The following is a 26,438-nucleotide window of genomic DNA, read 5'->3' on the forward strand; positions in this document are numbered from 1 at the left end:
GCAAAAATAAATGTAAATTCCTTTAATATCATCAACAAATCGGTAAAATCGATATGATCGCTTTTTTGGGCAGTTAAAAAGATAGGTTAACATTAGCCGAACTTTGGCTAACATCACTTTTATGTCATTTTTCTAAAACCTACAGCACAGGTAATTTCCAGCCGCGCCATATAGCGAGCAGGCGAAGCGACAAAGTCACAATGAACGACAAAATGGATGGCCACGGAGTCGCAAAATTATACATGTAAAGGACCCCGAATACAAAACCGCCTATCAATGTCGCAGTCGCATAGAAATCCGCGTTCAATACCAGAGGGATCTCCCCTACAAGCATATCCCTGATGACACCTCCGCCTACGCCGGTGATCGCGGCGAGCAGGATTATGCCGAATATGTTAAGCCCCGAGACTGCCCCCAGCTTCGCGCCGGTCACCGTGAAGGCGGCCAGTCCTATGGCGTCAAGTATCAGGAAAGTCCTGCTTTCGGGATTGGTCCATGATAAGATGCGCTCTTTTGATAACATGTTTGAGAGCAGCGCAAGCAGGCATCCGACCAGAGCGAACAGCGCTGGCCAGATATCGATGAATACGGCCGGAGTACGGTGTAATAGAGCGTCACGGACAAGCCCTCCGCCGATCGCTGTCACGAAGGCCAGCACCAGCACGCCAAGTACATCAAGCCTGTGGCGTATGCCTTTAAATGCGCCCGATACAGCGAAAGCGATGGTACCGATAGCCGCGAAGAACTCGAATATAAACTGCTCTATCATCATTATCATGATCATCACTGACAGCCGGCTGGATACTCAGGAGAAAACCCCGGTATCCTATCATAGCCATATTTTAGACCTTTAAAGTAATATCGACTTGATAAATTTATCGGCAAGTTTTGTATATTAAAAACTTATTTTTTAACCAATTACCAAACAATAGATAATTATAAATATGATAATTAGGAAAGTAATTTCCTATTAAATGATAATGGATGATATAATGAAAAAAGATAAGCCCTTTATAAACAAAAAGAATAAAAAGAGCGCCCAGGTCTCTGAAATTCACTGTATCAACACTAAATGCATATATAAGTATGAGATTAAAAACGGTGAGATAATAAGCGAAAAGAAGATCCAGTTATCGGGATGATATATCATTTCCCTTTTTGAAATAGCTCTTTACTGATCAGTATTTCCCAGTTGAGCCCGTTCACGCCCAGCATGATCCCGTATGCGATGGCAAACAGGCCTATCAAATGTTCCGTATTAAAGAATCCGGACACAGGCTCAATGACGATTATTATACCGATAGATACGACCAGGATCCCGCTCAATATAATGAAAGATCCCCACCGGATTGACTCTCTGATACGTATGCCGGTGTATATTTGTAAGAGCCCGCTAAAGATCGCATATGCGGATATAATGTATATCAGTAATGGCATTAGAAGATCAGGCCTGATAAACACTGTAAAAGCCGTAATTATGCCAAGCAGACCCCTGATAAGCCTTGCCGGCCATACCATATCAATCGCCCTGACTGACAGGGAATGCATAATAAGTATCAATCCGTCCATAAGGGCAAAAGTACCGAATATCATGAAGAAGACCTTAGGGGATATGTCAGGGTAGAGGAATACAAGTGTTCCGAAGATCATGGCAAGTATGCATCTAAGTATAAGGTTTAGCCCAAGGTTTCCCCATAGTTCATGCAATTTCTCTTTTAACATGATAGATCGTCGGATGGCGCAGTAACGATATGAAGATACCATTTCGCGCTCTCTTAATAAAAAGTAGATCGCCCGGGATCCCCTGATCGCGGGCTATCTTTATTATACGAGTTTACAATATGCCCGTTCGGCAGATCGCCGACTTAAGCTACTTCGGGTTTAGACACCGCTGACCTTAGCCTGAATGCAAGAATGCACTCCAGGATGCCGTATGCGATAGCGAATATACCTATGGTCTGAGCAAGTGCCAGAGCGCCTGCGCCTGGCCTCGCTATCAATATTGCGCCAACGATTATAGCCAGAATGCCGCTGGCTATCAGCAGGAGTTCACCCTTGATGACTTTACGAAGGCCTATGGCGGCGACTATCTGAAGGATGCCGGTGAATACCAGGTAAAACGCTATGAAGTATAGCAATACCAGCGCCGATATACCCGGGTATACGAACACGGCTATACCTGCGAGTATGCCGATAATTCCCTGTAAGATCCTTACCCACCAGTTGGGGTCTGCAGTCCTTGACGATATTGACTGAAGAACTAACAGTATCCCATCGAAGAAAGCGAAAGCACCGAAAAGCATTACAAAGATCGAAATTGATAGTCCGGGCAAGAAGAGCAACAGCAGGCCGAACACTATCGCCACGAAACCGCGGAGCAGCGTGTCCCACCATAGATTGCCCCAGTGAAACCTTATTATATCTTCAACATTCTCTGCCATAATATCACAATATTATATATATAAAATTAAAATAATAATATTTTTCTTGAACAACATACTCTAAAACTGAACATTATTAGCTTTCTATACAACGATTTTCTTAGTCAGACAATGGGCAATTACAAGTAGTTATAACAGGGAATAAATAACTTATATGATAGAATTATCATATAATAAAATCCTCCGACCGATTTTAGGGAGTGGGATATAAAATATGCCAATAACCCATATTTTCAAATTTTAGTATAAAATAAGCGGCATTCAGTACCGTATAAAACTGAAGATAGGGATATAAACAAACCGATCTAATTTTTTTAGAGAATCAATAATATAAATAATCTTAATTTGATACTAAGAGGTGGCGGGGATGCGAAAAAATAGCTTGAGATCAACTATGCCCTATCTTTCATCTGGTCTTTTAACTTTATTCGGGCTTGGGGTCTATGAAGGAGGATCATGGTCGGAAACCGTATCGAGAGAAGAGGAAGAGACCACTGTAAACCCCCAGCTTGCAGAACACAGTAAAATAATGCAGAAAAAGATCTACAGAGTACGCGATAATGTCTATCTGGCGTATGGATATGGACTGGCAAACGCGGCGATGATCGTGGGGGATGACGGCGTAATAATAATAGACACGATGGAAAACGAGAAATCAGGCAGAGAGGTTCTTGAGGAATTCCGTAAGATTACGGATAAGCCCATAAAAGCGATAATATACACTCATCACCATCCCGATCACATATTCGGAGTGAAGGCATTCATATCCGAGAACGATGCAAGGGAAGGTAAAACGGAGATATACGCCCATGAATCGCTTTTGGAAAATTTAACGAAAGACATTGACCTTGCGCCGGTCATGTCAGTGCGTGCATTTTATAGCATGGGCACATTTCTGGAAAAAGGTCCCGGCGGAGCCGTCGAGGCTGGCATAGGGCCGGAATGGCGTGAAGGGAGCCTTACCTTCATACGGCCGACAAAAACGTTTCGCGATACGCTAGACGTTGAGGTTGCAGGCATAAGAATGCATCTTTTCCATGTGCCGGGCGAAGCAAGCGATGAGATAGCGGTATGGTTCCCGGACATGGCTGTGCTGCATACTGCTGAGATCATCCAGGGGGAGACGTTCCCTAACATCTATTCGATACGAGGCTCAAGGTTCAGGGACCCGGTCAAATGGTTCAAGAGCATCGATAAGCTTCGGGAGTTCCCGGCAAAGCATATGGTGCCTTCGCATGGCAGGCCTGTCTCAGGAAATAAAAACATCAGGGGCATACTTACTGCATATCGCGACGCCATACAGTTCGTCCACGACCAGACTGTGAGGTTCATGAATAAAGGGCTGACGCCTGACGAGCTTGTAGAGGTCGTAAAGTTGCCGAAATATCTTGCAGGGCATCCGTGGCTCGGAGAGTTCTACGGTACCGTGGATCACTCTGTACGTCAGATATATAATGGTTATCTGGGCTTCTTCGACGGCGATATGACATACCTGGCAAAGCCAGAGCATGTTGAAAGGGCTGTCAGGTACGTTGAGATCATGGGCGGCAGGGATAACATTATCGAGACAGCACAGAAGGCCATAATGGAGAAGCGGTATGGATGGGCGATGGATATACTGACATGGGTGATCCGAATGAACTATAACGATATGGAAGCCCGAAAACTAAAAGCTGAAGCCCTCCGCCACTGGGGATACTTACAAACAAGCATAAACTGGCGTAACTGGGCCCTTACGGCCGCATTAGAGCTCGAAGGAGAACTGGATATAAGCCAAAAACATGGCTTCGGCTCGACTGATATCATAAAATCTCTTCCTGCCCGGGGGATGCTGGAAGGGCTTACTATGAAGTTAAAGGCCGAAGAGACCATGAATGTCCATAAAATTCTGGGTATTAGCCTTGCGGACACAGGCGATAGGTACGGCCTGGAGATAAGAAGAGGCGTATGCCAGTTCCATTCCGAACTACCGGCAAAGACGAGTGCGACGATCATCGCGACGAAAGATACGCTTATCAGGATCTTGCTGGGAGAGGCTACACTGGAAGAATCGGCCAAAAACGGCTCTATCGAAATAGAAGGTAAACTTGAGGACGTTAAGGATTTTTTCAGTCATTTCGAGCATCCCTCGAAAGAGCCGATCAAGCTTACTATGAGATAGATCCCGGGATTTTGTAAGATAATTATACCCGGATATTTCTCTCTTTTAAATATCGTCGGCAATATTTTATTTCTACTGAATTCATACTGGATAATGCCTTTTAAATCAGCTCTTCATTCAGGAGCAGATAAAACCGGTCTTTTGCAGCGCGTTCTTTCCATGGTTCATGCCCGCAGTTCTTTAACAGGATGAATCTAAAATCATTTAATATCCGGCTCAATGGCTTTTCAACTCCCTCATAGGGATGCGGGTCATAGTCGCCGTGTATCGCTATTACTGGACACCTGAGTTTTTCTGCAATTTTTAAAAGGTCACCGCTTTGTCTTATTTTTTTAGCCTCATTCCACACACTCTGAAAGATCTCGTCCTGGCACAATATTTCCTCGCCATTATCCGGTAGAGTCTCAAAAGAATCGCTTTTTGACATTAACTTTCCAAGTCGGGATAATGCAGCGGCCTTGCTTCCTGTGCACGGATCGTTCAACGCCTCAGTCAAGGCACGGACTTCTGACCTTTCTTCTTCATTCATGCGGTTTAGCCGTGTTTCCATGATCTTAGATGCGTATCTTTCTTCAAAAGGGCCGCTTCCTATGAGTATTAGTTTTTTTACAAAAATAGGATAACGGGCAGCGAACATAAGACTCAGCCACGCTCCCCATGAATGACCGATCAAGGTCAGAGGAAGATCCCCGTGCTCCTTCAAGACATCATGTAATTCTTGAATTTGTCCGGCTATGGACGCGGATGTTTGCAACGGTTCCAGCGTGCCGGTGATAAGGGATAGCTCCTTTGCCACCGGCGCCAATTCTCCCGGAGCTCCCGGGCCTCCGTGAACGACAGCTACTGTAAAGGGCGAGTTCCCGTATTTCCTAATGTTTATCAGGTATGATACCCCCATCCTATCACAATATGATACGTTTAACATGTGCATAGAGGCAGTGCTGATATCCTATGCGCAAGTGGAAAGTAAATGGTAATGTTATATCCACCATATGGATAAAAGTTTCCGGATGCCCCGAATATTATGACCTTATTGTCATGAGAATGAAAGTTTAAAATTTTTCATTTTAAACAATATCTTTTATAAAATTATATTTTAAATACATTATAGAGTATCGAGGAATTATATGGGAACTCTTGAATTGCTCGGGGACGTCATCACTGCGATAAACAGCATCGTTTGGGGCATCCCGATGCTATTATTGCTTGTTGGCACCGGCATATTTTTCACGATACTTTTAAGGGGCCTGCAATTCAGGAGATTGCCCCTTGCGTTCTCAACTCTGGTAAATTCATTCTTTACTCAAAAGACTAAACTTGAAGGAGACATACCTGCGTTCCAGGCGCTGAGCACGGCTTTGTCCGCAACGCTGGGCACGGGGAACCTTGCGGGCGTGGCGACCGCTATAGTTGCAGGCGGGCCCGGAGCGCTGTTCTGGATGTGGATCACGGCAGTAGTGGGCATGGTGACGAAATATTCGGAAGCCGTGCTTGCGTTAAAGTTCAGGACGAAAAACCCTGACGGCAGCATGTCGGGCGGGCCGATGTATTACATAGACAAAGGCCTCGGTGTAAAATGGCTGGCAGGGATATTCGCGCTGTTCGGCATGATAGCCTCTTTCGGAATAGGCAGCATGGCCCAGGCTAACTCGATAATGCTCGCCGTAACGTCCCTCGTTCAACACGAAGGCTCTATCCATCTCCCGGTCATAGGCGAAATATTGACGCTGAGCTTTACCATAGGTCTTGCGCTGGTCCTGGTGACTGCACTGGTCATTTTTGGAGGTATCAAGAAGATAGGGAAGGTGACATCGGTCATCATACCCTTCCTTGCCTTTTTTTATGTGACAGGTGGGCTTATCGTGCTTTTAATGAACTATCACAGGATACCGGATACGTTTTTTATGGTGATCAAGTATGCATTCACACCTTATGCATTATCGGGGGGTGTTATCGGATATGCGGTATCCGAGGCTGTGAGATACGGCATGGCCCGCGGTGTATTTTCGAACGAGGCGGGACTGGGGAGCGCGCCGATAGCTTACGCGGCCGCACGTTCGAAAACCCCGGTGGACCAGGGGCTGATAGCCATAACGGAAGTTTTTATAGATACACTGGTGTTCTGCTCGATCACGGGTTTTGTCATCCTGAACAGCGGCCTTTGGGACGACGGGGTCTATACGAGCACTACCCTTACCATCGCAGCGTTTTCGGAAAGCATTGGCATATTCGGGGTGGCAATAGTTACGATTTCTGCGATATTACTGGGATATTCGACCATCCTGGGATGGTCGTATTACGGGGAGCAATGTTTCGATTATCTTTTCGGCAGCAGGATGAAGTATCTCTATAAAGTGCTATTTCTATGCGCCGTCCTTTTTGGAGCTATAACAAAAGTGGAGCTTGTATGGGAAATATCGGACACTTTCAACGGGATGATGGCGATCCCGAACCTTATCGGGCTAATAGGACTGAGCGGAGTGGTCGTGTCAGAGACAAGAGAATATTTTAAAGGCAGTGGATCGAGGAACAAGTAGTCAGGACTGGTTTATCTCCATTCGATACCCTGCAGCGATCTTATCCTGAATGTCAACGAGCATATCCTTTACTTTATCTTTTCCGAAAAAGCTGTTGCCGTTATCCCCGCGGTAATCCCATCTCATGTTTTCATACTGTTCGCCGTCGGTAAGCTTTATTTCGTCAAAATTTTCTTTTTTGTCATATATAAGATAGCTGTAGGCGACATCCCGATATCCGATCAGATCGCCGTTATCATATATCGGCACCACTCCGTCGATCCTGATTATCCTGTCCACGTTTTTTCCGAGTATCTTAAACATGCATGAACACCCTGAATATCCCGATGAAGGTTTAATTGAACATTATGACTTTATCCTTATCATCTAAATGATTTTCTATTCAGGTAAATCGATCAAAGCTATTGAGTGTTATGTCTGGAAAGATGCCAGAGATATTTGATCAGGTATAAGCCTAAAATATTTAAGATGCCATACTTTTTTATACACTTCGACAAATGTTTTTGCGTATGTTATGACTTTTATCACAGGGTTTTATTCTTCCTGCCTCTATAAGATAGATCTATAGTGTCATCCATTCTCTGTCGGGGGAGTTATTTAATGTATACGTCAATTGATAATTGATCAAACTTAACACAAAGGCAACGAATGTACACCATTTTTCACCGCGAAGCGCTCAAAGGGCTCAAGGATCCACAAATTTTTTTTAAAATATGATAACATTTAAAAAGAAGTCCTTTGTGAACCCTCGAGCCCTTCGCGCCCTTCGTAGTGGAAACTGGTGTACCTTGTTCGCCTTCGTGCGCTTCGTGGTGAATGATAGTGGTCCTTATTCGCCTTCGTGCGCTTCGTGGTTAACAAATTAGTGTACTTCGAGCCCTTTGTGGTTAACTTGCGCAATCTTTTTTGTCGCCTTATATAAAAAAGCCTGATCAATATATGATCTCTGGCGGCTCGAAACCCGTATCGCTGGTCAATATCAATTTCCCGTTCTTATGAAGCGTATAATGTGCCATCGTAATGCCCGCCTTGTGGGTGATCCTTATCTCATAATTGACCTCATTGCTATTTTCCGGGACAAAAATGTCAAAAGTCATAGTACCGATCGGTTTCTGAAGTTTTCTAATGACCTTTTCACCATCGATACGTATGGTTTTAAACCATACGGGAAGAGGCATACTGTCTAAAGCTTCGATACGATGGCCGTTATATATCATGGAAAACGTAGTTGCGTCACAGTTAAAGATGGCCTCTCCATCCCTGATCACCTTGTATCCCCCGCCTATGCCGCAAAAGGTGGTCCCGCCGATAAAGGATTTAATAATAACGGAATATCTGGCATCTTTACCGTTCTCGGTAACGTTAAATTCATGATGAGATGTTCTTAGCATCCTGTTTTTCCTGGAGACCTCTCTGCCGTCATAAAAAACCTGTTGCTCGGGGTGTATAATAACCTCGATGGAATGGCCATTGTATACCAATCTGAACATATGCAGGCCTCATGCTTATTATTGAATAATAAGCATTAATATAATAAAAATATGTTGGATAAAAATATGTTAAATATTAATGTCTTAAAAAATATTGTATCTACTTTTTAAAGTGTTGAACCCTAACGAGCCTACATGCTCTTTTTCACGGTCCCTGAAGTAGTGGAATAAGAGTATGGCCGTCAGTATATACCCGCCGCAAGTACCGAGGAACGTAAGCAGATAATTACCGTTCTCAATTAGAATACCGCTAATATAAGTGCTTGCGGATATTGCGAGGTAAGTGCCCGTAGACATCAATCCAAGGGCCAGGCCATGCTCCCTGGGATGTATCTGTTCCATCTGGAAACTGGTCGTCGCCGGCCCTGCCATGTTGATGAAGAACATATAGAAAATGTATGAGCAGGAAGCTACCACAAAATTAGTGGTGATAGCCATCAGGATCAAAAACGGCACTGAGATCACTTTTGTTACTACCGCGGACCTGACTTTTCCTATCCGGGATGCAAGATAGGGATTTATTATCAGGCCGAACATCATGAACCCGCCTGCAAAGGCTGATGCGAGGCCTATCTCGAACACGCCCACTTTTAGGACGTTCAGGAAGTATATGTTAAAGTACGGGACTATCATGCCCGAGCCGATGCCGAATGTTATGCAGGTGATGACAAATCTGGATACGTCCCGCGAAATGCGGATGTTCTTTAGTGAAAACGGCTCATCACTGGTTATTCTTTCGGCATTATTGTTTCTCAGCACCAGCATCAGTAGCCAGCCGATGGCCAGTAAAAGCACGGAGGCTATAAGCGTCATCTGATATATGTTACCCGTAATTGAGAGTTGCCTCCATAATCCCGGAACGAACCCTCCCACGGCACATCCTGCTATTGATGCCACCCACCCCAGCGTCGCATTAATGCTGTATACGTGGACGATATTCTCCTTGCTCGAGTTTTCTGCAAGCATGGGAGTGACGCAAACAGCCGCCACCGATATGAATATTCCCGTAGCGATAGGCGAAAATATCATTACGTAAGGCGATGTTGTAAGGTACATCGGCAGCGTGGCTATGACAAGCAGTAGCCCTGAGACCACCATTAGCGTCTTTCTATCCATCCGGTCACAAAGTATACCTGCCGGTATGGAAGCCGTTGACAGCGCAAAAGTATGCAGCGCTAAGACTAAGCCTAAAAAGGTCACCGGATATCCCAGTTCGAGTATGTACAGGTTGAATATTATACCGTAAATACCCGTATAAAGGCTTACCAGGAACGTACGGAATAACAAGAGCTTAACATTAAGATTGAATCGGCTTATTACACGGAGATAGTCCCTTATTATTATCTGCAACCCCCTCTTAACGAAGGTATACAGTAATATACTCAATCTTTTAAATCTTTCTGCTTCCATAAAAACCAATAATTTAGCTTTATTAACCGTATTTTTAACTTTTATCGGGCCATACATTTATTTTCATCCATTCAGCGCGAAACAACAATAAAAGAAGATAATTAATGAATAAAACCGTTTTACAAAAAAAATACAAAAGAGATCGGGACGTTCCCAATCTTAAGGTCTTATGATTACCCCGTCATTTTAATTTCGGTTTTTACCAGACCCGTTAATGCAGCCCTATCCATCAGGAATATAAAGGTTACTATTATCCAGGCACCCATGGTCAGGAATGCATACGCAGGGAACGGCCCTATATTGATCATGCATGGATAAAATGCCGCCAGTGCGTTTAACCCGGCATGCAGCATAGAGGCGAGGAGAACGCTCCTGCTGGTGCCGTTATATAACCAGGTCGTTATTATCGCGATACCGATTATGTTCGGGACGTACCATTCAAAGGGGATCACACTTTGTGACGTATATGGCGAGAAGAATAACGGGACGCGCCATAACAGCCAGATCGGCCCCAAGATAAGACTGGATATAAGCGGGCCATATTTTTCCTGAATCCCTGGAAGAGCAAAACCCCTCCATCCGGGCTCTTCGTTTCCGCCGCCTACCAGCAATACAAAGATAAAGTTAACCGGATACATTTAGAAGGTTATATCATACAATAAAAAATTTTAATGGACCTTCGAGCCCCTCGAGCGCTTGTGGTGAAGAATAGTGGACCTTTGTGTACCTTTGCGATAGACTTGATTAAAAATGATCAGGCGTATATTAAAAAATTACAGGAAAGAGGACTAAGTCCTCTGTAATATCACAGGAGGTTGTTCCGGTCTTAATTTTCCCCTCATCAGCGACGCTATCAGGCCTGCCACACAAAGGACCGCAAATATCGAGAACGACGCGGTTATGCTGGACATTAGCTGGCCGTGCATGTCCGGCGTTATCTGCACCCTTCCGATAAAGACCGACATCGTCAGCATCGCTATCCCGAGGCTCATCATCTGCCCTGTCAGCCTCATCGTGCTCACCATGCCCGATGCCACGCCATAGTCACGCTTATCGACCGAACTCATTATCGCGTTCATGTTAGGCGACGAGAACAGGGCGAAGCCAAGGCCCATAAGCATCAATATCGCCACAATGAACACAAGAGGAGTGCTCTCGTTAAGGAACATGAACAGGAACAGCCCTGCGGCCGTTATCCCCATTCCCGTCGAAGCAACTATCCTGGGCTCGATCCTGTCCGAAAGCTTGCCTGCGGCAGGAGAGAGTATAGCCTGTACCACGGGAGAAGAAATAAGGACAAGTCCCGCTATCTGAGGGCTTAAGCCCTGAATATACTGCAGATACAGGCTCAGTAAGAAGCTTATCGCGAACGTCGCGCTATAGTTTATCAGGGCTGCCATGTTTGAGAACGTGAACGTGATATTGTTCCGGAATATGCGTATGTTCAGCACGGGGTTACTGTTCCTGAGTTCCCACCAGGCGAAGATGATCATGCCCACAAGCCCTGCCAGAAGCCAGTATGCGCCGGATATGTCAGGAAGCACTGATAAGCCATACATCAAAGCGAACAGCATAACACCATAAAGCACACAGCCTGCCGTATCAAACCTGCCGGACCGTTCAGCATGCCAGTCTTCCTTCAGCCTGCGAAGTGCCAGAAGCAGAGAGACCATACATATGAGGACGTTCAGGATGAAGATATACCTCCATCCGGCATACTGGGTTATGATGCCGCCTAAGAACGGGCCCAGTGATAAGCCGGAATACACTATGCCCACGTTAATGCCAAGCACCTTACCCCTTTCCTTGAGAGGGAAGGACGCCGTCAGTATGGCGACTGACGTGCCGAATATCATAGCGCTTCCTATCCCCTGCAATATCCTGCAGGCTATCAGCATCAGCGCCGAATAGGATAATGCGGCCAGCAGCGTCGAAATAGCGATAATGGCAAGGCCGCTGATGAATACTATCCGCCTGCCGTACATGTCGGCTATCTTCCCGAACGGGACTATGAATATGGCGGCGGATAAAAGATATGAGGTCACAACCCAGCCGAGAAGTATCGCATCCGCGCTGAACTCGGAGCCCATGACAGGGAGCGCGACGTTGACGGACGACGATAAAAACGGCGTTATAAAGGAAGCCAGACCGGTGATAATGATTATGATACGTTTATCAATTTTTTCAGACATGTATACACGCCTTCAATTCTCCGAAGAAATGATATTATAAAAGATTTTTATTAGCATTCTTTGATTAATAAGCTTTACCATAACAGTTTACTTATGAGACCGTTAATGGTCATATCGTTCCATACGGCAAGTATCGCGGCGGTCGTAGTGACTGTTATATATGGTCCTGAAAAGCTCTTCCGAAAAGCTTAAGGGTTTTGTATTGCTCGCGCATAGAACATATTAGAACCTCGGGTGCTCTGTCCCGCAGCTTCTTAAATAAATAGGTCATTTCATCTTTGATCAACTCCACCATAAAGGCAACAAAGGAACACAAGCATAACCACATAAGACACAAAGGCGATCAAGTAATACATTTAGTTATTCGGCTTTTTTGGGATGTTGTTTTTTGTGTTGTTCCTTTCGGATGGCAGGCGGACACATAACCTCACAAAAACACGGAACCACAAAAATTTTTCAGATTTTAAGGGCACTAAAGCTCTAAAGGTTCGCTCACCAAATCACAAAGGCTCTAGTATCACCGTCAACGCACCAACGTCTCAAACGCTCGACTCAACGCTCGAAGCGCACTAAGTCACTAACGCTAAAACAAGACACGAATCTCCCCAAACCACGAAATTTTAAACCCCGGTTTGTGTTGTACCTGATTGATCCTCATATCCGGTATGCTTCAGTCGATCCATACGTCAACCGCGTTATTAAACTTTGGTGGTTTTGGGAAGGTTCGTGTCTTGTTTTAGCGTTAGTGGATTTGGGAATTTAGTGCGTTGAGTCGAGCGTTTGAGACCTTAGTGCGTTGACGGTGATACTAGAGCTTTAGTGGTTTCGTGAGTAAGTTTTTGGTGCTTTTGAGACCTTAAAAAATAATATAAAAATTTTAGTGTTTCCATGTTTTTGTGAGGTTATGTGTCCGCCTGCCATCCGGAAGGAATAACCTAAAAAACTTCATTCCAATGATCGGGGAGGAACAATAAGTTTCTCCATCCTTAAAACCCGAGCAAGAACCCCCACATCAAAGATTTCATGGTGATAAACCGTGTTCCCTCGTTGCCTTAGTGGTGAAATAGAAGATATAATTAAACTATAAATTATCAGGACACAACTAAGACCCGGGAGGTATCCATGAATACCGTATCTCTCGATTATTATCTTGGCGATAAATATTGCCTGAGCGCTTTTTCTATCTCGACCACTATGATGACCGTAAACGCTACAGGTATGATCACCAGCCAATCATTTAGCTCTAAAGCCGTTGTCCTGAAGATGAACTGCATCGGCTCCCAGTATATTATCGCTACCTGTGCTATCAGGGAAGCGACCACGCTAAAAAACAAGAATTTGTTTGAAAACGGGTCCATCCTGAACGCCGAGATCATTTCTGAGCGGGAGTTGAACACGTTGAATAATTGATAGAACACCATCGTTGTCAGAGCCACTGTCCGGGCTTTGTCGATACTGGCCCCCGAATTAAGCTGCCAGACAAATGCGGCCAGAGTCCCCAGCCCTAGCACGATGCCTATCACAATAAGCCTCTCCATCATCAGCCGGGAGATTATAGGCTCTTTCTGAGGCCTTGGCTTTTGATACTCTATTCCTTTCTCCGCAGGCTCGAAGGCCATGGCCACGTCCTGAATGCCGTTAGTCACCAGGTTCATCCATATGATCTGACCCGGGATAAGCGGTAAAGGAAGCCTCATGACAAGCGTCGAAAGTATAAGGATAACCTCCCCCAGGCCGCTCGACAGCAGGAAAAGAATGACCTTTCTTATATTGGAGAATACGACCCTCCCCTCTTTAACGGCCGAAAAGATGCTCGCGAAATTATCATCCGTTATGACCATCTCTGCTGACTCTTTTGCCGCGTCGGTGCCGCTCCTTCCCATGGCTATGCCGATATGTGCAGCTTTTAAAGCGGGAGTGTCGTTAACGCCGTCCCCTGTGACTGCTACGATCTCCCCCTTTTTTATAAGCTGCTGTACGATCCTTAGCTTGTGTATAGGTGATACGCGCGAATATACCGATACTTTATCCAGCTTTGAATAGAGGTCCTCATCGGATATGGATTCCAGTTCCTGGCCCGTAAACGCTTCTGCCTTGCCTTCCTCCGCGATATTTAGTTTTTTTGCGATAGAAACTGCGGTGACCTTGTGGTCGCCTGTGACCATTATGACGCGTATGCCCGAGGACTTTGCCTGTTCTATAGCGGTGTAGACCTCTTCTCGGGGCGGGTCATACATGCCCTGCATGCCAAGGAAAACAGCGCCTTCTTCGATCATATGAGGCTCTATATCGATGACCTTTTCCGGAAACCGCTTATATGCCATCGCAAGAATCCTCAGTCCCCCTCTTGCCATTTCATCGTTGATGTCTTCAAGCTTTTTCATATCCAGAGGGGCTTGCCTGCCGTCCGGGTTTAATGCGCTGTCGCACATTTTTATTATCCGGTCCGGCGCGCCTTTGATGAACGCGATGTTATAGTCCACGTTTTTGTTACGGAACAGGCTTGCCATATACATTCGCTCTGATTCGAAGGGTATCTCGTCAACGCAGGTATAATCGATCAGCTCGACACCTTCCCGCAACCCAAATTTCATAGCAGAGACGATAAGGCTGACCTCTGTCGGGTCTCCCCTGGGCTTATACATCTCTTGCTCTTCATCGAACTCCAGACGCGATTCGTTGGAAAGAAGGCCTGCTCTCAGGCACATTTCCAATGCGGCGTTTTCCACACCTCCGGCTGCAGCATTCTCGGGCACTATCTCGCCGTCCGGAGAGAATCCGGTACCTTTTACGTCATAGAACCGGCCTCCGGAAAATATTTTTACGACGGTCATCTCATTTTTTGTCATCGTACCGGTCTTATCGGAAGCTATGACAGTAGTGCTGCCGAGCGTCTCGACGGCCGGAAGTTTTCTTATTATGGCATTCCTTTCGGCCATTCTGTTTACGCCTATTGCCATTGTGATAGTGACCACTATGGGCAGGCCTTCCGGGATCGCGCTTACTGCCAGGGCTATGCCGGTAAGAAGCATTTCAGCGAACGATTTTCCGGACAGCATGCCTATGATTATCGCGATCACAGATACGCCCACGATAGCCAGGCCGATCTTCTGGCTCATGCGTTCAAGCCGGGCCTTGATAGGAGCCTCCGCGGGCTTTACGCTTGCGACCTGGTAGGATATCTGCCCAAGTTGTGTCTTCAGGCCGGTCGCGATCACGACACCTTTTCCTCTCCCGGATAACACGATCGTACCCATGAACGCGGAATTTATGATCTCTCCTGCGGGCGCGTTCTTATCGGCTATAGGGGCAGTACTTTTTCTAACAGGTTCGGATTCGCCCGTCAAAGCGGATTCGTCCGCTTCCAGGCGGATCACCTCGAACAGCCTCATGTCGGCCGGCACTTTTGTGCCCGAGGCCAGAAGCACTATGTCTCCCGGTACGATGTTTTCGCTATCGATCTCTTCGACGATGTTATCCCTGACGACCGAAGCTTTTGGAGCCGCCAGGGACTTCAGGGCGCTTATCGCCTTTTCAGCCTTGAACTCCTGGAAAACGCCTATGATAGCGTTTATGAAGACGACTGCCAGTATTATTGCCGTATCCAGCAGATCTCCAAGCAGAGTGGTTATCACTGCCGCGATGATCAAAACATATATAAGAGGGTCCATGAACTGGTGGACAATGATCTTAAAAATGCTGAACTCAGGGCCTTTTTCGATCGAGTTCTTACCATAGGTCTCGAGCCTTTTTTCAGCTTCTTCCTGCGAAAGACCCGAATGCCCTGTCTTTAATTCGGTGAAGATCTCATCGATCGTCTTTGCGTAATATATCTCTTCACCAGTGCCCATAATCAGGATTTTATGATTATGACTTTATGAATGATACCTGTTTTAATAATAGGTTTAATTTCCAATACCCGAATTTGTCATAAAAAAATGTTATATCCCCCGGAGCTTGATGGGTAAGATATACAGGCACATGGAAAAGCCTTCCGGCTGCAGAGAATTTAACCGGGCTTCCTGAAATATAAGCAGTAAAAATTACCGTCCATCATATACTCGACTTTTACATCCTGCATTTCTCCCGGTACAAGATCCACAGGTACCTCTGCCCGTTCTTCAAGCTGCCCGAGGTCTTTGAAGATAGAGCTCCATACGACGTTCTTACTTACCGCCTCCATTGCTTTCTTAGACTCGTCGGCGATCAATATCTTAGTCCCGGGTTTTGCCACGCGTATCATTTCACTTATCGCTTTTGTCCTGTCGTTGAAAAAATTTATGCCGCCGACATGAAAAACGGAGTCGAACGACCCGTCCATGAATGGGAGCCGCTCTGCGTTACCAAGAAAAAGTTCGGATCTTAGTCCCCATTTTTTCATGTTTCTCCTGCACTTCATGAGCATGCCCCATGAAAGGTCGAGACCATAAAAACGGCAGGTTTCAGGCAGGTATCTTATATTGGCCCCTGTGCCTATTGACACTTCAAGTACTTTATCCCCGCCTTTTATCCCGAGGTTCTTGAGATATTCTTTGCGCACTTCATTGAAATTTTTCCTATTTAGAAAACCGTACAGTTTTATCGCAATATCGTAAAACGGGGCATAGCGATCATAAAATCGCCGGAGCTTTTTATTCAGGCCGGATATTTCATGGTCTTCTACAAAAATAGGTATACCGTCACGTATCGGGAATATTTTTCCTGAAACGGGGTTAACTAATGCTTCTTTAACCTTCCCGGCCCCTCTGATCGTGGTTAATTCCAGAGGCTCATAGGTGTCGGGATCGCAGAGCAAAGATACTGTGTCGGGCATCATGGATAATTTCAATTTTTTATTATATTATAATCGATATATAAATAAAGTTCATCAATAAAAACAGAGTAGATGAAAAAGAAATCGTGTTCATTGAGCTATAAAGCTCATTTTTTAATGTCACAAATATGTCGTGTCCTGTTATTTTGCAGTCACATTTGACAGTTTTTCGTCACGTTGCCATATTCTTCCCGGTATGATTTATCCGTAAGATCCCCTGCATACTTATTACGAGAGGAAGCAATGGACTGAACGGGCTTCTGATAAAAGAGTTTGTAGAGCGTTCCCGGATAATGAAGTGATCGACCGCACTATCATTAATGCGTGGGAAGATGACAGGATCGTTAGAATGGTTGAAAAAACTGGCATAAAGATAATAATGGCATGCAAAACAACTGACGTCTGTCCCGCTTTTCTTTCGATATCCGCGACATGGGCCGGATATGATGTATATGCTGTCATAGATGCCTAAGGTACATGGAACCGGCCGGTTGAAGAAGCGGCTATGATGAGCATGGCCGTGGCCGATATCAAAACAACGACATCTGTAGCCGTCTCCGCTGAGCTTCAACATGACTGAAAAAACGATACGGGTTAAAACCTTGCAAAGCTATTTGGAGAAAGGCTTGGACCGTACGGATTTTTACTCAAGAGTTATTCTGTAAGTATAAAAGATAAAGTAAAATATGTAAATATTCGAAATCGTTTAAAAAATCATAATATAAAGGAGAAAAGATGAGATATCGTCAAAACGATTGAGGTGGTTATAAATTTCCGGATCTTTCCCCTACAATATTTTTACGATATTATGATAAAAACTTTCTCTCCCGATAAGTAAACTTATGTCCGGAAGCACAGGAAATGATTGATATAGTGTTAAAATAAAGATTACATTTTATATGAGACCTCGCAAGTCAATCATCCTGATCTCTTTAGTCATCGGAATATGTCTTTCCGGATGTCTGGACGCCCCGGATAAAAAAGTGTCGATCACCCCGGAGGCCACGGCCACAGTAAAAGCCACGGTAATGCCGGCGATCAATGAAGGGGATGTGATCATAGGTACATGGCAGTGGATAGATAACAGAAATATCGATAACAAAGTGGAATACGTTTTCAAGACAGACGGCACTTTCACCAGATACGACAGCGCTAACGGCATTAAAAATTATAAAGGAAAATGGACTAAAGCAGATGATAAAAAATACCATCTTGTATATGCAGAGCCGTCACCGGGATACGTCAGTGAGAACCTGTATTATAATGAGAACATGGACCGCCTGTATACTGAAATTTACCAGTTCCTGGATAGAAAAACATAAATTTTTTTATATTAGTATCCTATATCCCGCAATGAGCCCCTCCGTGTTTTTCCAGGTACCGCTGGTGATATTCTTCAGCCCGCCAGAATGTTTGTGCCGGAACTATCTCTGTCGCTATCCCGTCTTCATATTTGCCCGACCTTTGAAGCCTTTCCTTTGACGCAATGGCAGCTTCTTTCTGTGCGGTATTATGGTAAAATATCACTGACCTGTACTGCGTCCCGATATCCGGCCCCTGGCGGTTCACTTTCGTGGGGTCATGTATTCCCCAGAAAACGTTCAACAGGTCTTCGTAGGACACCTTTGAAGGATCATAGGTCACTTCTACGACTTCGGCATGGCCGGTCTTATCCGTACACACATCCTTATAGGTGGGGTTGTCTGTCGTTCCGCCCATATATCCGACGGACGTGGATATTACCCCGCTGACCCGCCTGAAAGCGGCTTCTACACCCCAAAAACAGCCTGCGCCGAATGTCGCTTTTTCCGGTTTGTCGTCAATGTTCATCACGCTCTTCTCCTAACAGGTAATTGGCATTTTTAAAAAACATACTTTCATGATAGTTTATGTTCAAACGCTGGATACCATCAGCATTGTAAAATAATTTCTTCTGCCTTTTTTAAACCTCTGTAGGTTATACCTACCCGGTCACCGTCAGATTTTATTTTCGCAAATCCCAGGCTTTTCATACATAACATTATGTTTTCTATTTCATCTTCAGTGAAATTCAGCGACCTTCTCAGGTCGATCTTATTGACGTAAGCGCAGATATCGCCTCTTGACATTTCGTAGAGCATGACAAGAAAATTCCTTTGTTTCTTCCTGACAGGGTCAGAGTCTTTGCCGATACCCATAATTATATCCCTCCGGAAAATTCCACATACGTCAAAATTAATTTTATATTTGTTTAGTTATTTTATTTACTATACTATATAAGGTTTATTTACTTAATAAATATTAACAATAAACGGGACTGTCACCGATAATTTATATTCGCCGGGTTTCCGATATCATGATAGCGCCTTTTTTATCATTTATAATAAATAAAACAATGGCTACACCAAATTTAAATATGGTAAGGTCATAATTTCTTAAGATGAACGCCACTAGCTCGAGTTTTTTAAGGGAAATAAGCGATCTGGAGGTCTTAAAAAGTCTTGAATCGGACATCTCGAACATGACAGGCCTTAGCACCTCTGTCGTGGACATATTGATAGCGGTAGCCGTGATCACTTTATCCGTCGCCATGGCGATGGTCGTAAAATATTTCATCGCGGAGATAGCGCCGAAGTTAGTGTCCAGGACAAACAATACGCTGGACGACGAGATCCTCAAGGCATTGAACGGCCCTGCCCAGGTATCCATAATAGTGCTGGGCACATACATCGCGATAGGGACGATAAAAGAGCTCCCGGTATCCTTATCGGACAATATTGGCGCCATATTGATAATAGTGCTGATATTCATAGCCGCATATTTCATATCGAATCTGATCAACGCCATCATAAAATGGTACAGGAACGAATTCTCATCGAAGGGCGACACGAAACTTGACAACTCTGTGATGCAGTTCTTCAACAGGTTCATAGGCGTCGTCATATATTCTATCGCAATATTGACCGCCATAAGCCAGCTGGGGATAGAGATAACCCCTATGCTGGCAAGCCTGGGAGTTGCAGGTATCGCGGTGGCGCTCGCAGCACAGGAATTACTTTCTAACATCTTTGGAGCGTTCGCGATCCTTTCGGACAGGCCGTATAAAGTCGGCGACAGGATAGAGCTCTCCAGCGGCGAATATGGGGACGTTGTCGACATAGGCCTGAGAAGCACCAGGCTGAGGACGCTGGACAATAAGATCATAGTGATACCGAACTCGGATATGTCTAAGTCCAGGATCAATAATTATTCCGAGCCTGACTATAAGCTGAGATATACCATAAGGGTAGGCATATCCTATAATTCTGACGCGGAAAAGGCGATAAGGATCCTTGAGGAGATCGCAGGAAGCATGGACGGCGCAATGAAGGACCCGAAACCAAAGGCATACATAAGCGAGCTCGGGGAATATTCCGTAAATCTCACTTTGCTGGTCTGGGGCAAGAATTTCAGGGAGAACTGGGACATACCTGACAGAGTCATGAGAAAAGTCCTTAAGCGCTTCCCTGAAGAGGGTATTGAGATACCGTTCCCGACAACTAGCGTATTGATGAAAAAGGATAAGGAAAGGATGCCTGGTGTCGTGGTCGAGGCGATAATCCCGAACATGATAGAAAAGTAGTCCTTAACTTTTTTCCTTTTTTCTCATTTTTCTTATGCGATTTTTTGGGAGTCTATTGATTCATTTTAAGGGTAAAGGTAGATACTGATTTCACAGAAACACATTGCCCGAAAAGCCGAAAAACCAAACATCAGGCGGATCTCTCAAACACTCCATGATAGGTATGCCCCGTTAAAAAGGATTTACCGAACCAGGAGCCTTTTTCCTGTAGACCGGCATTTTTCATTATCTTCACGATATCTTCTGCAGGCATACCATGGCCTTCATTTATGGGTTCCTTTATTACGATCCTGCCGCCCATATTTAGTTTTTTCACGATGACGTTAACTTTGTCCTGCCTATCTCCTTCGTCTATCTCATGCAGGACGAAATGAATGACGGCAATATCATAATGGCCATCTTTTAGATCAAGGCCGGATATGTCACCTATCTTATAGTCGACGTTAGGGAACTTCTTTAGTGCTTTTTTTATAACGCCAAGCCATACTCTAGAAATATCAACGCAGGTCAGATGCCCGTCGCCTTTTAGCAGGGACCTGGCAATGTGCCTTGAGACGTTACCCGCGCCTGACCCGTATTCAAGTACTTTCTCGTTCCCCTTTAATCCGATGCTCTTTACAAAATTCTTATAATAAGGAGTCCCGAAGATATTCGCAAGCCTGAATGTCAACACTACCAGTGAGCCGGGTTCTGTAAATGTCATATTATATCTCAAACCTCAATATCGGATCATACACGCAAAGTTCGATATTATAAGATATTTAAGTGTGATCGTATATATTATAGCGTTTTATGATAAAGCGATAGCTACGCATGTGCTTCTAGCTTGCCGCCCCCGGGTAAGCCCCTGTCCGAATCCCAGTCGAAGATAAGCTCCAGGTCGGGAATGTTCTCAGGTTTTGAGAAATCGATGCCTGTAAAGTTTAAAAACTCTTTAACGTTTTCATGCGAGCGAGGTATATGAGGATCGGTCCCCTTCTGAAAGACTCCGGCAAGATCATCCATGGATTCCAGGTACTGGATCAGAAAATCGCCGTCCGAACGGTGCTGAAGGAATACCAATAGCTTTGATATGGTCTGATATCTCAAATGGTCTTTGACTTCGTCGAACTCGACGCTTTTTCGCTGATCCCAGTATCTTTTAAGTTCGATCGTGCGCCCTGGCAGGATATCCATAGCGAAAACATAGCGATCACTTTGCATTTCGGTTTGCTTTACAGGGTCTTCCCAGTCAAATAACATATCTATTTTGGGAGCGTTTGCCAGCCTTGTAATATCCACTCCGGTCAGGCTATGTATCTCCCTTATCAATGTCCGGGCTATAGGCAGACTGGAACCTGCGCATTCCATGAACGATTTGCCTATGTCGCTTCCGGAAGCCAGATATGCGACAATATAATCCCCTATCGCCATATGCTGGAGAAAAACCAGAACTCTGGAATAGCCTGTGCTCCGGAGATATTCGTCCATCTCTGCGGCCTTTTCTGTCCTGATCTCTCTAAAAAAGCTTTTAGTCTTTTCTGTTTTACCAGGCAGGATCGAAAAGATAAAACAGGATTCAATGGTATCATCTATACCCATATAGCTCCCCCGATATCGAAGTTCGGACGATCTTAATATCACCGCCGATCTTTTTTGCCAGAGTACTTTTTGCTATTCGGCGATATATTCAAGGAAAAATAAAATGATATAATTATTCGAAATATTATTGCGTTATAACCCTGTATATACCAATTTATTTTTTTATATAGCCAGTAAACCTTTTTTAGAGGCACATTTAACGATCCGGGGATAAATGATATTGCACGAATTAATTTTAGATCCCAAGCGAAAACCGCAGCGCATCAATGACCCAGTGGAAGCCTATGGCGGTCTCTATATCTTTCTTATATGCGAGGATGGCCATTGGTAATCCAAATAGTACGCTCATGACTATCGTCATCACCATGGCGGCCACGATGTTTTGGGCAAAAAGTTCCGGCACATGTATTGCCGCATGGAAGGCGGCGGCCATGAAAATCGAGCTTAATACGGCAACGTTCTTTGGAAGATATTTAAGCAGGACGGTGAGCGATATCGCAAAAAATATCAGCCTGTACGCGACCTCCTCCATTATCCCCGGCCTGAGCGCCTGTAAAGCCTGATAAAATATGTTCTGTACGGCAGCGGTATCCCCATTAACGCAGATGATCATCAAAACATTCATTATAGCGATCGGAATGCCTATTAACGCGCCGAATAAAAATCCTTTTAAAGCACCGGCAGCGTTCCCTTCGGACATGTTAAAGTTCAGCACTTTATGGGACCTCAATAGCCCGATAGCCCCGGTCACCATCACGAACGCCATCACGGCATACACGGTGGGCTCATAATACGGGATCGACGAGATCCAGCCATTATACCAGTATTTCGCCTGTGTGGACACCCATATTAAAGATGCGAATAATAAACCTACAATGATGCACATACTATCGATGTTTTTTCGGTACTTGAACGCCGCCCATATCCCTGTGACCGATAGTGCCAGATATATCATCTGATTAGGGCTATAAAAAAATATACTTGAGTAAGGGTAGTTCCGTAGTACTGCAAGCGGATACCACAAAGCATAGATCGCGATGAACAAAACGATGAAAGCCGAAAGTACTGCTATGCCTTTAATATTAATATCTTTAATATCAGAAGCCCTGTTCACGTTTCGGTCATATCGCTCAAACATAGGGGATAAGATATGCCGATAGCTTTTAAATTTTTCTTATGGGCCATATTTGTCCTGCCTGTAGCCGCTATTTTCCCATGCTTCCCTCATGACAGGATTTCTTCTCAAATACTCGTCGACGACAGGTTTCGGGACGCTGTTCAAGGGACACGAAAAATTGACACATCGGTTACAATAAAAGACTTTTAAGACAAAGAATAGTGTCACGCCGGACAGTAATGTCGCGAGAGCTATGCCGCCCATCCCTAAAGCGCTTATCGTATCGTACCCGGGTTTAACGTTAACGAACCATAGCCCGTATAGCTGTGATAATACGGGAAATCCGATAAATATTAAGAACCCCGCCAGCAGCCCGGCCTTTTCCATGCTGCTCATTGGCCCGGGACGATACTTCCATAGCTTCGGGGTGCCATTATTGGCGAGACAATGCAGTATATTACTTTTTTCGGCATAGTACGGGCAATGGCTGCATAGTATCCTTATCTCTATTAAACAGAAAAATAACAGGAAGAATATAATATATGCTAACAGCGGCCACCAGGAGCCTGTTGCGTACCCTGTCAATACCATACCGAAAATCGCGATGATGACAAAAGAAAAAGACATTACCAGAAATGCGGCCAGTACGTTCCTGTCCCATTTACAATGAAGCTTTTCTTTATTTTTACAACCGGAACAGTTAGACGTTTCATCCCATGTGCAAATACCATAAGGATTTTTATCTGACATATGATCACCGATCTTCTGGCATTATAGGACAGGATTTTTACGCTTATTTTGATGCAGGCAGCAATATGACGAACCTGGATCCCCTGCTATGATCACCCGGCACCCGGTCCTCCGCCCATACCTGGCCGTGGAAATCGTTGACAAGCGTCTTGACAAGGTAAAGCCCCAGGCCCATTCCTTTCGTATTATCGTTACTTCTGAACAGGCGGTTAAATATCCTGGTCTTCATTATATCCGATATTCCCGGGCCGTTATCCTCCACTATGAACCGATAATATTCTCTGCCGCCATAGATCATGCTTGTGATGCTGATATTAATGGTTAAGGGCCCTCTCGAATGTTTTATCGAATTTTCTATCAGATTGATGAAAACATCACTTAAAAGCTCATTAGCCCTGACGGGGAACACACCATCATCAGGATAATTTATTATTATTTCCCTCCCCGGGATTTTCTCGAACTGGCCTTTAATGTCATTGATGATCTCACCGGCATCTATCACCTTATATTTCAATTCGCCTTCTTTGGACTGCCTTATCTTTCTCACATTGGTTATGAGCCTCGAGCTGTTCTGTAAGGATCGTAAGGGCGTCATTATTAGCTCTGATGTGATCTCGTCCAGGTTCAGTAACTCATAAGCCATCTCCAGGTAGCCCATGGAGATCTGGTTCATGTTGTTTATGTCGTGGCCCATAAGATCCACATACAATTCCGCCTGTTCCCTGGATTCCTGGGCCTCTTTATAAAGTATGGCATTTTCAAGGGCAATAGCGGCTCTGCGCGCAAGCTCCTCCGCAAGCTCAAAATCTTTTTTCGTATAGTTGCGGCCCGAATCGGACATTACAAGGTTTATGGAGCCCAGTATCTTACCATGCGCGGTAAGCGGTACGCAGATAGCTGACCTGCACCCGATCTTTTTGACAAGTTCGACATGTTCAGCATTGATAGCATAGTTTGACATGTCTGCGTCCCCGACTTCCGGGATAAATATCGGCTTGCCGGTCTTGAGTACGGTAACAGTTGCCTGCGGCGAATTCCAGTCACATGGATATTGCCACGATAGTTCCAGCAATGAGCTTTCTTTTTTCTTATCGGTATGTGCTACCGCTATGCGGCGGATCTGTCCGCCTTCAATGATATCCACCATACAATAGTCGCCCAGGTAGGGTATTGCGAGATCGGCCAGTTTTTTAAGAGTCTCTTCATAATCAAGGGATGAAAAAATGATTGGCCCTATCCTGGTCAGGAAACGCATATACTCTTCTGCCTTTTGACGCTCGATGATCTCCTGTTTTGCTTGATTATACAGCCGGGCGTTTTCGATGGCCAGAGCGGCCCTGTCTGCGATGTTCTGTAATAGTTTTAAGTCATCTTGAGTGAATGGGCCTTTATCTTCGCTGCGTGATATGCTTAATACACCTTCAGGGCGGTCTTGATAAATTACGGGCACGAACAGCATCCTGCGGGTGTTCGAGGCTATCATGAATGACATGTATTCCGGTTTTATCTGATCGCTGATCTCTTTTTGGAAAATATCGTTAATTATCAGCGGAACGCCTGTTTTTAACACATTTCCGCTCAAGCCTTCATCGACTCTATGCGGGGAGCGGACGAACATATCTTTTAGCTTTTTATTAAGATCGGGGTCGTTAGAGTGGAAAGCGATATTCTCCAGCATCTCACCATCCTTCGATAACATGCTCAACACGCACGAATCGCCCAAATATTCTGCAGTACGCTGTACGGCTACGTTCAGTATGGATCCGTAATCCAGCCTTGCCGCAGCTAACAGTTTTGAGATATTCGCCAGTATCACCTCGCGTTTTAAATTTTCCAGCACGAGCCTTTCGGCTTTTTTCCTTTCGCTGATATCAGTGATGAATGAATAGAAGTATAATGGCCTTCCGCCTTGATCCCGGACAAGATGGGTAAATATCTCTACCGGGACGGTGGAGCCGTCTTTACGGATATATTCCTTCTCATATTTTTGTGGCCGGCCTGTGTTGCGGACTTCATTAAGCATCGACAGGTTATGTTCTAAAATGTTTGCAGGGGTGATGTCGCCAATGGATTTTTCAAGTAATTCTTCCCGGTCATATCCTAAAAACTCTAAAAAAGCCCTGTTGAACGTCATTATTTTTGAATCCGGGTATACGGCCATGAACGGCATTATGTTACTTTCAAGAATGTCGGGCAGCATGCTCTTTAATTCTTTATAATCATAGCTGGAGATATCCTTCGGCACTTCTCCCGTATTTTTACTGCCATATTCGTTAATGGAAACTTTCCCCCCGGCATAAATCAAATAAACATATATGTCACGTACATTTTTTCGGATGCATACA

The 26,438-nt window shown here is 44.8% G+C and carries 24 protein-coding genes; 6 read left to right on the forward strand and 18 right to left on the reverse strand.

The window, feature by feature from the left end; all coding sequences use genetic code 11:
- Positions 1-139 precede the first annotated feature (139 nt).
- Positions 140-778: a trimeric intracellular cation channel family protein gene (locus CUJ83_RS08720; RefSeq protein WP_230741914.1), complete on the reverse strand. Its 639-nt coding sequence runs from the start codon at positions 776-778 to the stop codon at positions 140-142.
- 196 nt (positions 779-974) lie between these two features.
- On the opposite strand from CUJ83_RS08720, the gene CUJ83_RS08725 reads away from it, so the two are divergent.
- Entirely contained in the window at positions 975-1,142 is a 168-nt protein-coding gene (locus CUJ83_RS08725) for a hypothetical protein (protein WP_230741915.1), read from the forward strand.
- Positions 1,143-1,146: 4 nt separating this feature from the next.
- Here the strand turns inward: CUJ83_RS08725 and CUJ83_RS08730 are convergent, their stop codons facing one another.
- Both CUJ83_RS08730 and CUJ83_RS08735 read right to left on the reverse strand, forming a co-directional pair.
- Positions 1,147-1,722, reverse strand: a complete 576-nt coding sequence (locus CUJ83_RS08730) for an HdeD family acid-resistance protein (RefSeq protein WP_230741916.1) — start codon at positions 1,720-1,722, stop codon at positions 1,147-1,149.
- A gap of 143 nt (positions 1,723-1,865) precedes the next feature.
- Entirely contained in the window at positions 1,866-2,441 is a 576-nt protein-coding gene (locus tag CUJ83_RS08735) for an HdeD family acid-resistance protein (RefSeq protein ID WP_230741917.1), read from the reverse strand.
- Between the two features lie 367 nt (positions 2,442-2,808).
- On the opposite strand from CUJ83_RS08735, the gene CUJ83_RS08740 reads away from it, so the two are divergent.
- Positions 2,809-4,602, forward strand: a complete 1,794-nt coding sequence (locus CUJ83_RS08740) for an alkyl/aryl-sulfatase (protein WP_230741918.1) — start codon at positions 2,809-2,811, stop codon at positions 4,600-4,602.
- A 100-nt stretch (positions 4,603-4,702) separates the two neighbouring features.
- Here CUJ83_RS08740 and CUJ83_RS08745 read toward each other — a convergent pair whose 3' ends face one another.
- Complete coding sequence (locus CUJ83_RS08745; RefSeq protein ID WP_230741919.1) at positions 4,703-5,500, reverse strand: alpha/beta fold hydrolase; 798 nt, start codon at positions 5,498-5,500, stop codon at positions 4,703-4,705.
- Between the two features lie 229 nt (positions 5,501-5,729).
- Here CUJ83_RS08745 and CUJ83_RS08750 point away from each other — a divergent pair, with 229 nt between their 5' ends.
- Entirely contained in the window at positions 5,730-7,139 is a 1,410-nt protein-coding gene (locus tag CUJ83_RS08750) for an alanine/glycine:cation symporter family protein (RefSeq protein ID WP_230741920.1), read from the forward strand.
- Here CUJ83_RS08750 and CUJ83_RS08755 read toward each other — a convergent pair whose 3' ends face one another.
- The 7 genes from CUJ83_RS08755 to CUJ83_RS08785 form a co-directional block, all read right to left on the reverse strand.
- Entirely contained in the window at positions 7,140-7,442 is a 303-nt protein-coding gene (locus tag CUJ83_RS08755; RefSeq protein ID WP_230741921.1) for a hypothetical protein, read from the reverse strand.
- Positions 7,443-8,071: 629 nt separating this feature from the next.
- A complete protein-coding gene (locus CUJ83_RS08760) occupies positions 8,072-8,629 on the reverse strand; it encodes a hypothetical protein (RefSeq protein ID WP_230741922.1) in 558 nt (185 codons plus the stop codon).
- 84 nt (positions 8,630-8,713) lie between these two features.
- Positions 8,714-9,979, reverse strand: coding sequence for an MFS transporter (locus CUJ83_RS08765; RefSeq protein ID WP_230741923.1), 1,266 nt, complete (start codon positions 9,977-9,979; stop codon positions 8,714-8,716).
- 233 nt (positions 9,980-10,212) lie between these two features.
- Positions 10,213-10,677, reverse strand: a complete 465-nt coding sequence (locus CUJ83_RS08770) for a CPBP family glutamic-type intramembrane protease (RefSeq protein WP_230741924.1) — start codon at positions 10,675-10,677, stop codon at positions 10,213-10,215.
- Positions 10,678-10,827: 150 nt separating this feature from the next.
- The gene (locus CUJ83_RS08775) at positions 10,828-12,231 is read right to left on the reverse strand and encodes an MFS transporter (protein ID WP_230741925.1); all 1,404 of its coding nucleotides are present in this window, start codon (positions 12,229-12,231) and stop codon (positions 10,828-10,830) included.
- Positions 12,232-13,376: 1,145 nt separating this feature from the next.
- Entirely contained in the window at positions 13,377-16,082 is a 2,706-nt protein-coding gene (locus CUJ83_RS08780) for a cation-translocating P-type ATPase (RefSeq protein ID WP_230741926.1), read from the reverse strand.
- Positions 16,083-16,240: 158 nt separating this feature from the next.
- A complete protein-coding gene (locus CUJ83_RS08785) occupies positions 16,241-17,047 on the reverse strand; it encodes a methyltransferase domain-containing protein (RefSeq protein ID WP_230741927.1) in 807 nt (268 codons plus the stop codon).
- A 295-nt stretch (positions 17,048-17,342) separates the two neighbouring features.
- Here CUJ83_RS08785 and CUJ83_RS08790 point away from each other — a divergent pair, with 295 nt between their 5' ends.
- Entirely contained in the window at positions 17,343-17,516 is a 174-nt protein-coding gene (locus CUJ83_RS08790; RefSeq protein ID WP_230741928.1) for a cysteine hydrolase family protein, read from the forward strand.
- Between the two features lie 427 nt (positions 17,517-17,943).
- The gene (locus CUJ83_RS08795) at positions 17,944-18,366 is read left to right on the forward strand and encodes a hypothetical protein (protein ID WP_230741929.1); all 423 of its coding nucleotides are present in this window, start codon (positions 17,944-17,946) and stop codon (positions 18,364-18,366) included.
- Positions 18,367-18,385: 19 nt separating this feature from the next.
- Here the strand turns inward: CUJ83_RS08795 and msrA are convergent, their stop codons facing one another.
- Both msrA and CUJ83_RS08805 read right to left on the reverse strand, forming a co-directional pair.
- The gene (msrA, locus tag CUJ83_RS08800) at positions 18,386-18,874 is read right to left on the reverse strand and encodes a peptide-methionine (S)-S-oxide reductase MsrA (RefSeq protein WP_230741930.1); all 489 of its coding nucleotides are present in this window, start codon (positions 18,872-18,874) and stop codon (positions 18,386-18,388) included.
- Positions 18,875-18,954: 80 nt separating this feature from the next.
- Positions 18,955-19,221: a hypothetical protein gene (locus tag CUJ83_RS08805; protein WP_230741931.1), complete on the reverse strand. Its 267-nt coding sequence runs from the start codon at positions 19,219-19,221 to the stop codon at positions 18,955-18,957.
- Between the two features lie 242 nt (positions 19,222-19,463).
- Between CUJ83_RS08805 and CUJ83_RS08810 the strand changes: the two genes are divergently transcribed.
- Positions 19,464-20,645: a mechanosensitive ion channel family protein gene (locus CUJ83_RS08810; protein WP_230741932.1), complete on the forward strand. Its 1,182-nt coding sequence runs from the start codon at positions 19,464-19,466 to the stop codon at positions 20,643-20,645.
- Between the two features lie 130 nt (positions 20,646-20,775).
- Here the strand turns inward: CUJ83_RS08810 and CUJ83_RS08815 are convergent, their stop codons facing one another.
- The 5 genes from CUJ83_RS08815 to CUJ83_RS08835 form a co-directional block, all read right to left on the reverse strand.
- Positions 20,776-21,348, reverse strand: coding sequence for a class I SAM-dependent methyltransferase (locus CUJ83_RS08815; RefSeq protein WP_230741933.1), 573 nt, complete (start codon positions 21,346-21,348; stop codon positions 20,776-20,778).
- 104 nt (positions 21,349-21,452) lie between these two features.
- A complete protein-coding gene (locus CUJ83_RS08820; RefSeq protein ID WP_230741934.1) occupies positions 21,453-22,226 on the reverse strand; it encodes a hypothetical protein in 774 nt (257 codons plus the stop codon).
- A 235-nt stretch (positions 22,227-22,461) separates the two neighbouring features.
- Positions 22,462-23,364 carry a hypothetical protein gene (locus CUJ83_RS08825; RefSeq protein ID WP_230741935.1) on the reverse strand — a complete coding sequence of 301 codons (903 nt, stop codon included), beginning with the start codon at positions 23,362-23,364 and terminating at the stop codon, positions 22,462-22,464.
- A gap of 36 nt (positions 23,365-23,400) precedes the next feature.
- Positions 23,401-24,093: a hypothetical protein gene (locus CUJ83_RS08830; RefSeq protein ID WP_230741936.1), complete on the reverse strand. Its 693-nt coding sequence runs from the start codon at positions 24,091-24,093 to the stop codon at positions 23,401-23,403.
- A gap of 43 nt (positions 24,094-24,136) precedes the next feature.
- Positions 24,137-26,338 (reverse strand): GAF domain-containing sensor histidine kinase, encoded by a 2,202-nt coding sequence (locus CUJ83_RS08835; RefSeq protein WP_230741937.1) that lies wholly within the window; start codon positions 26,336-26,338, stop codon positions 24,137-24,139.
- Between the last annotated feature and the right edge of the window lie 100 nt (positions 26,339-26,438).

Source organism: Methanooceanicella nereidis, from assembly GCF_021023085.1.
GTDB classification, from domain to species: domain Archaea; phylum Halobacteriota; class Methanocellia; order Methanocellales; family Methanocellaceae; genus Methanooceanicella; species Methanooceanicella nereidis.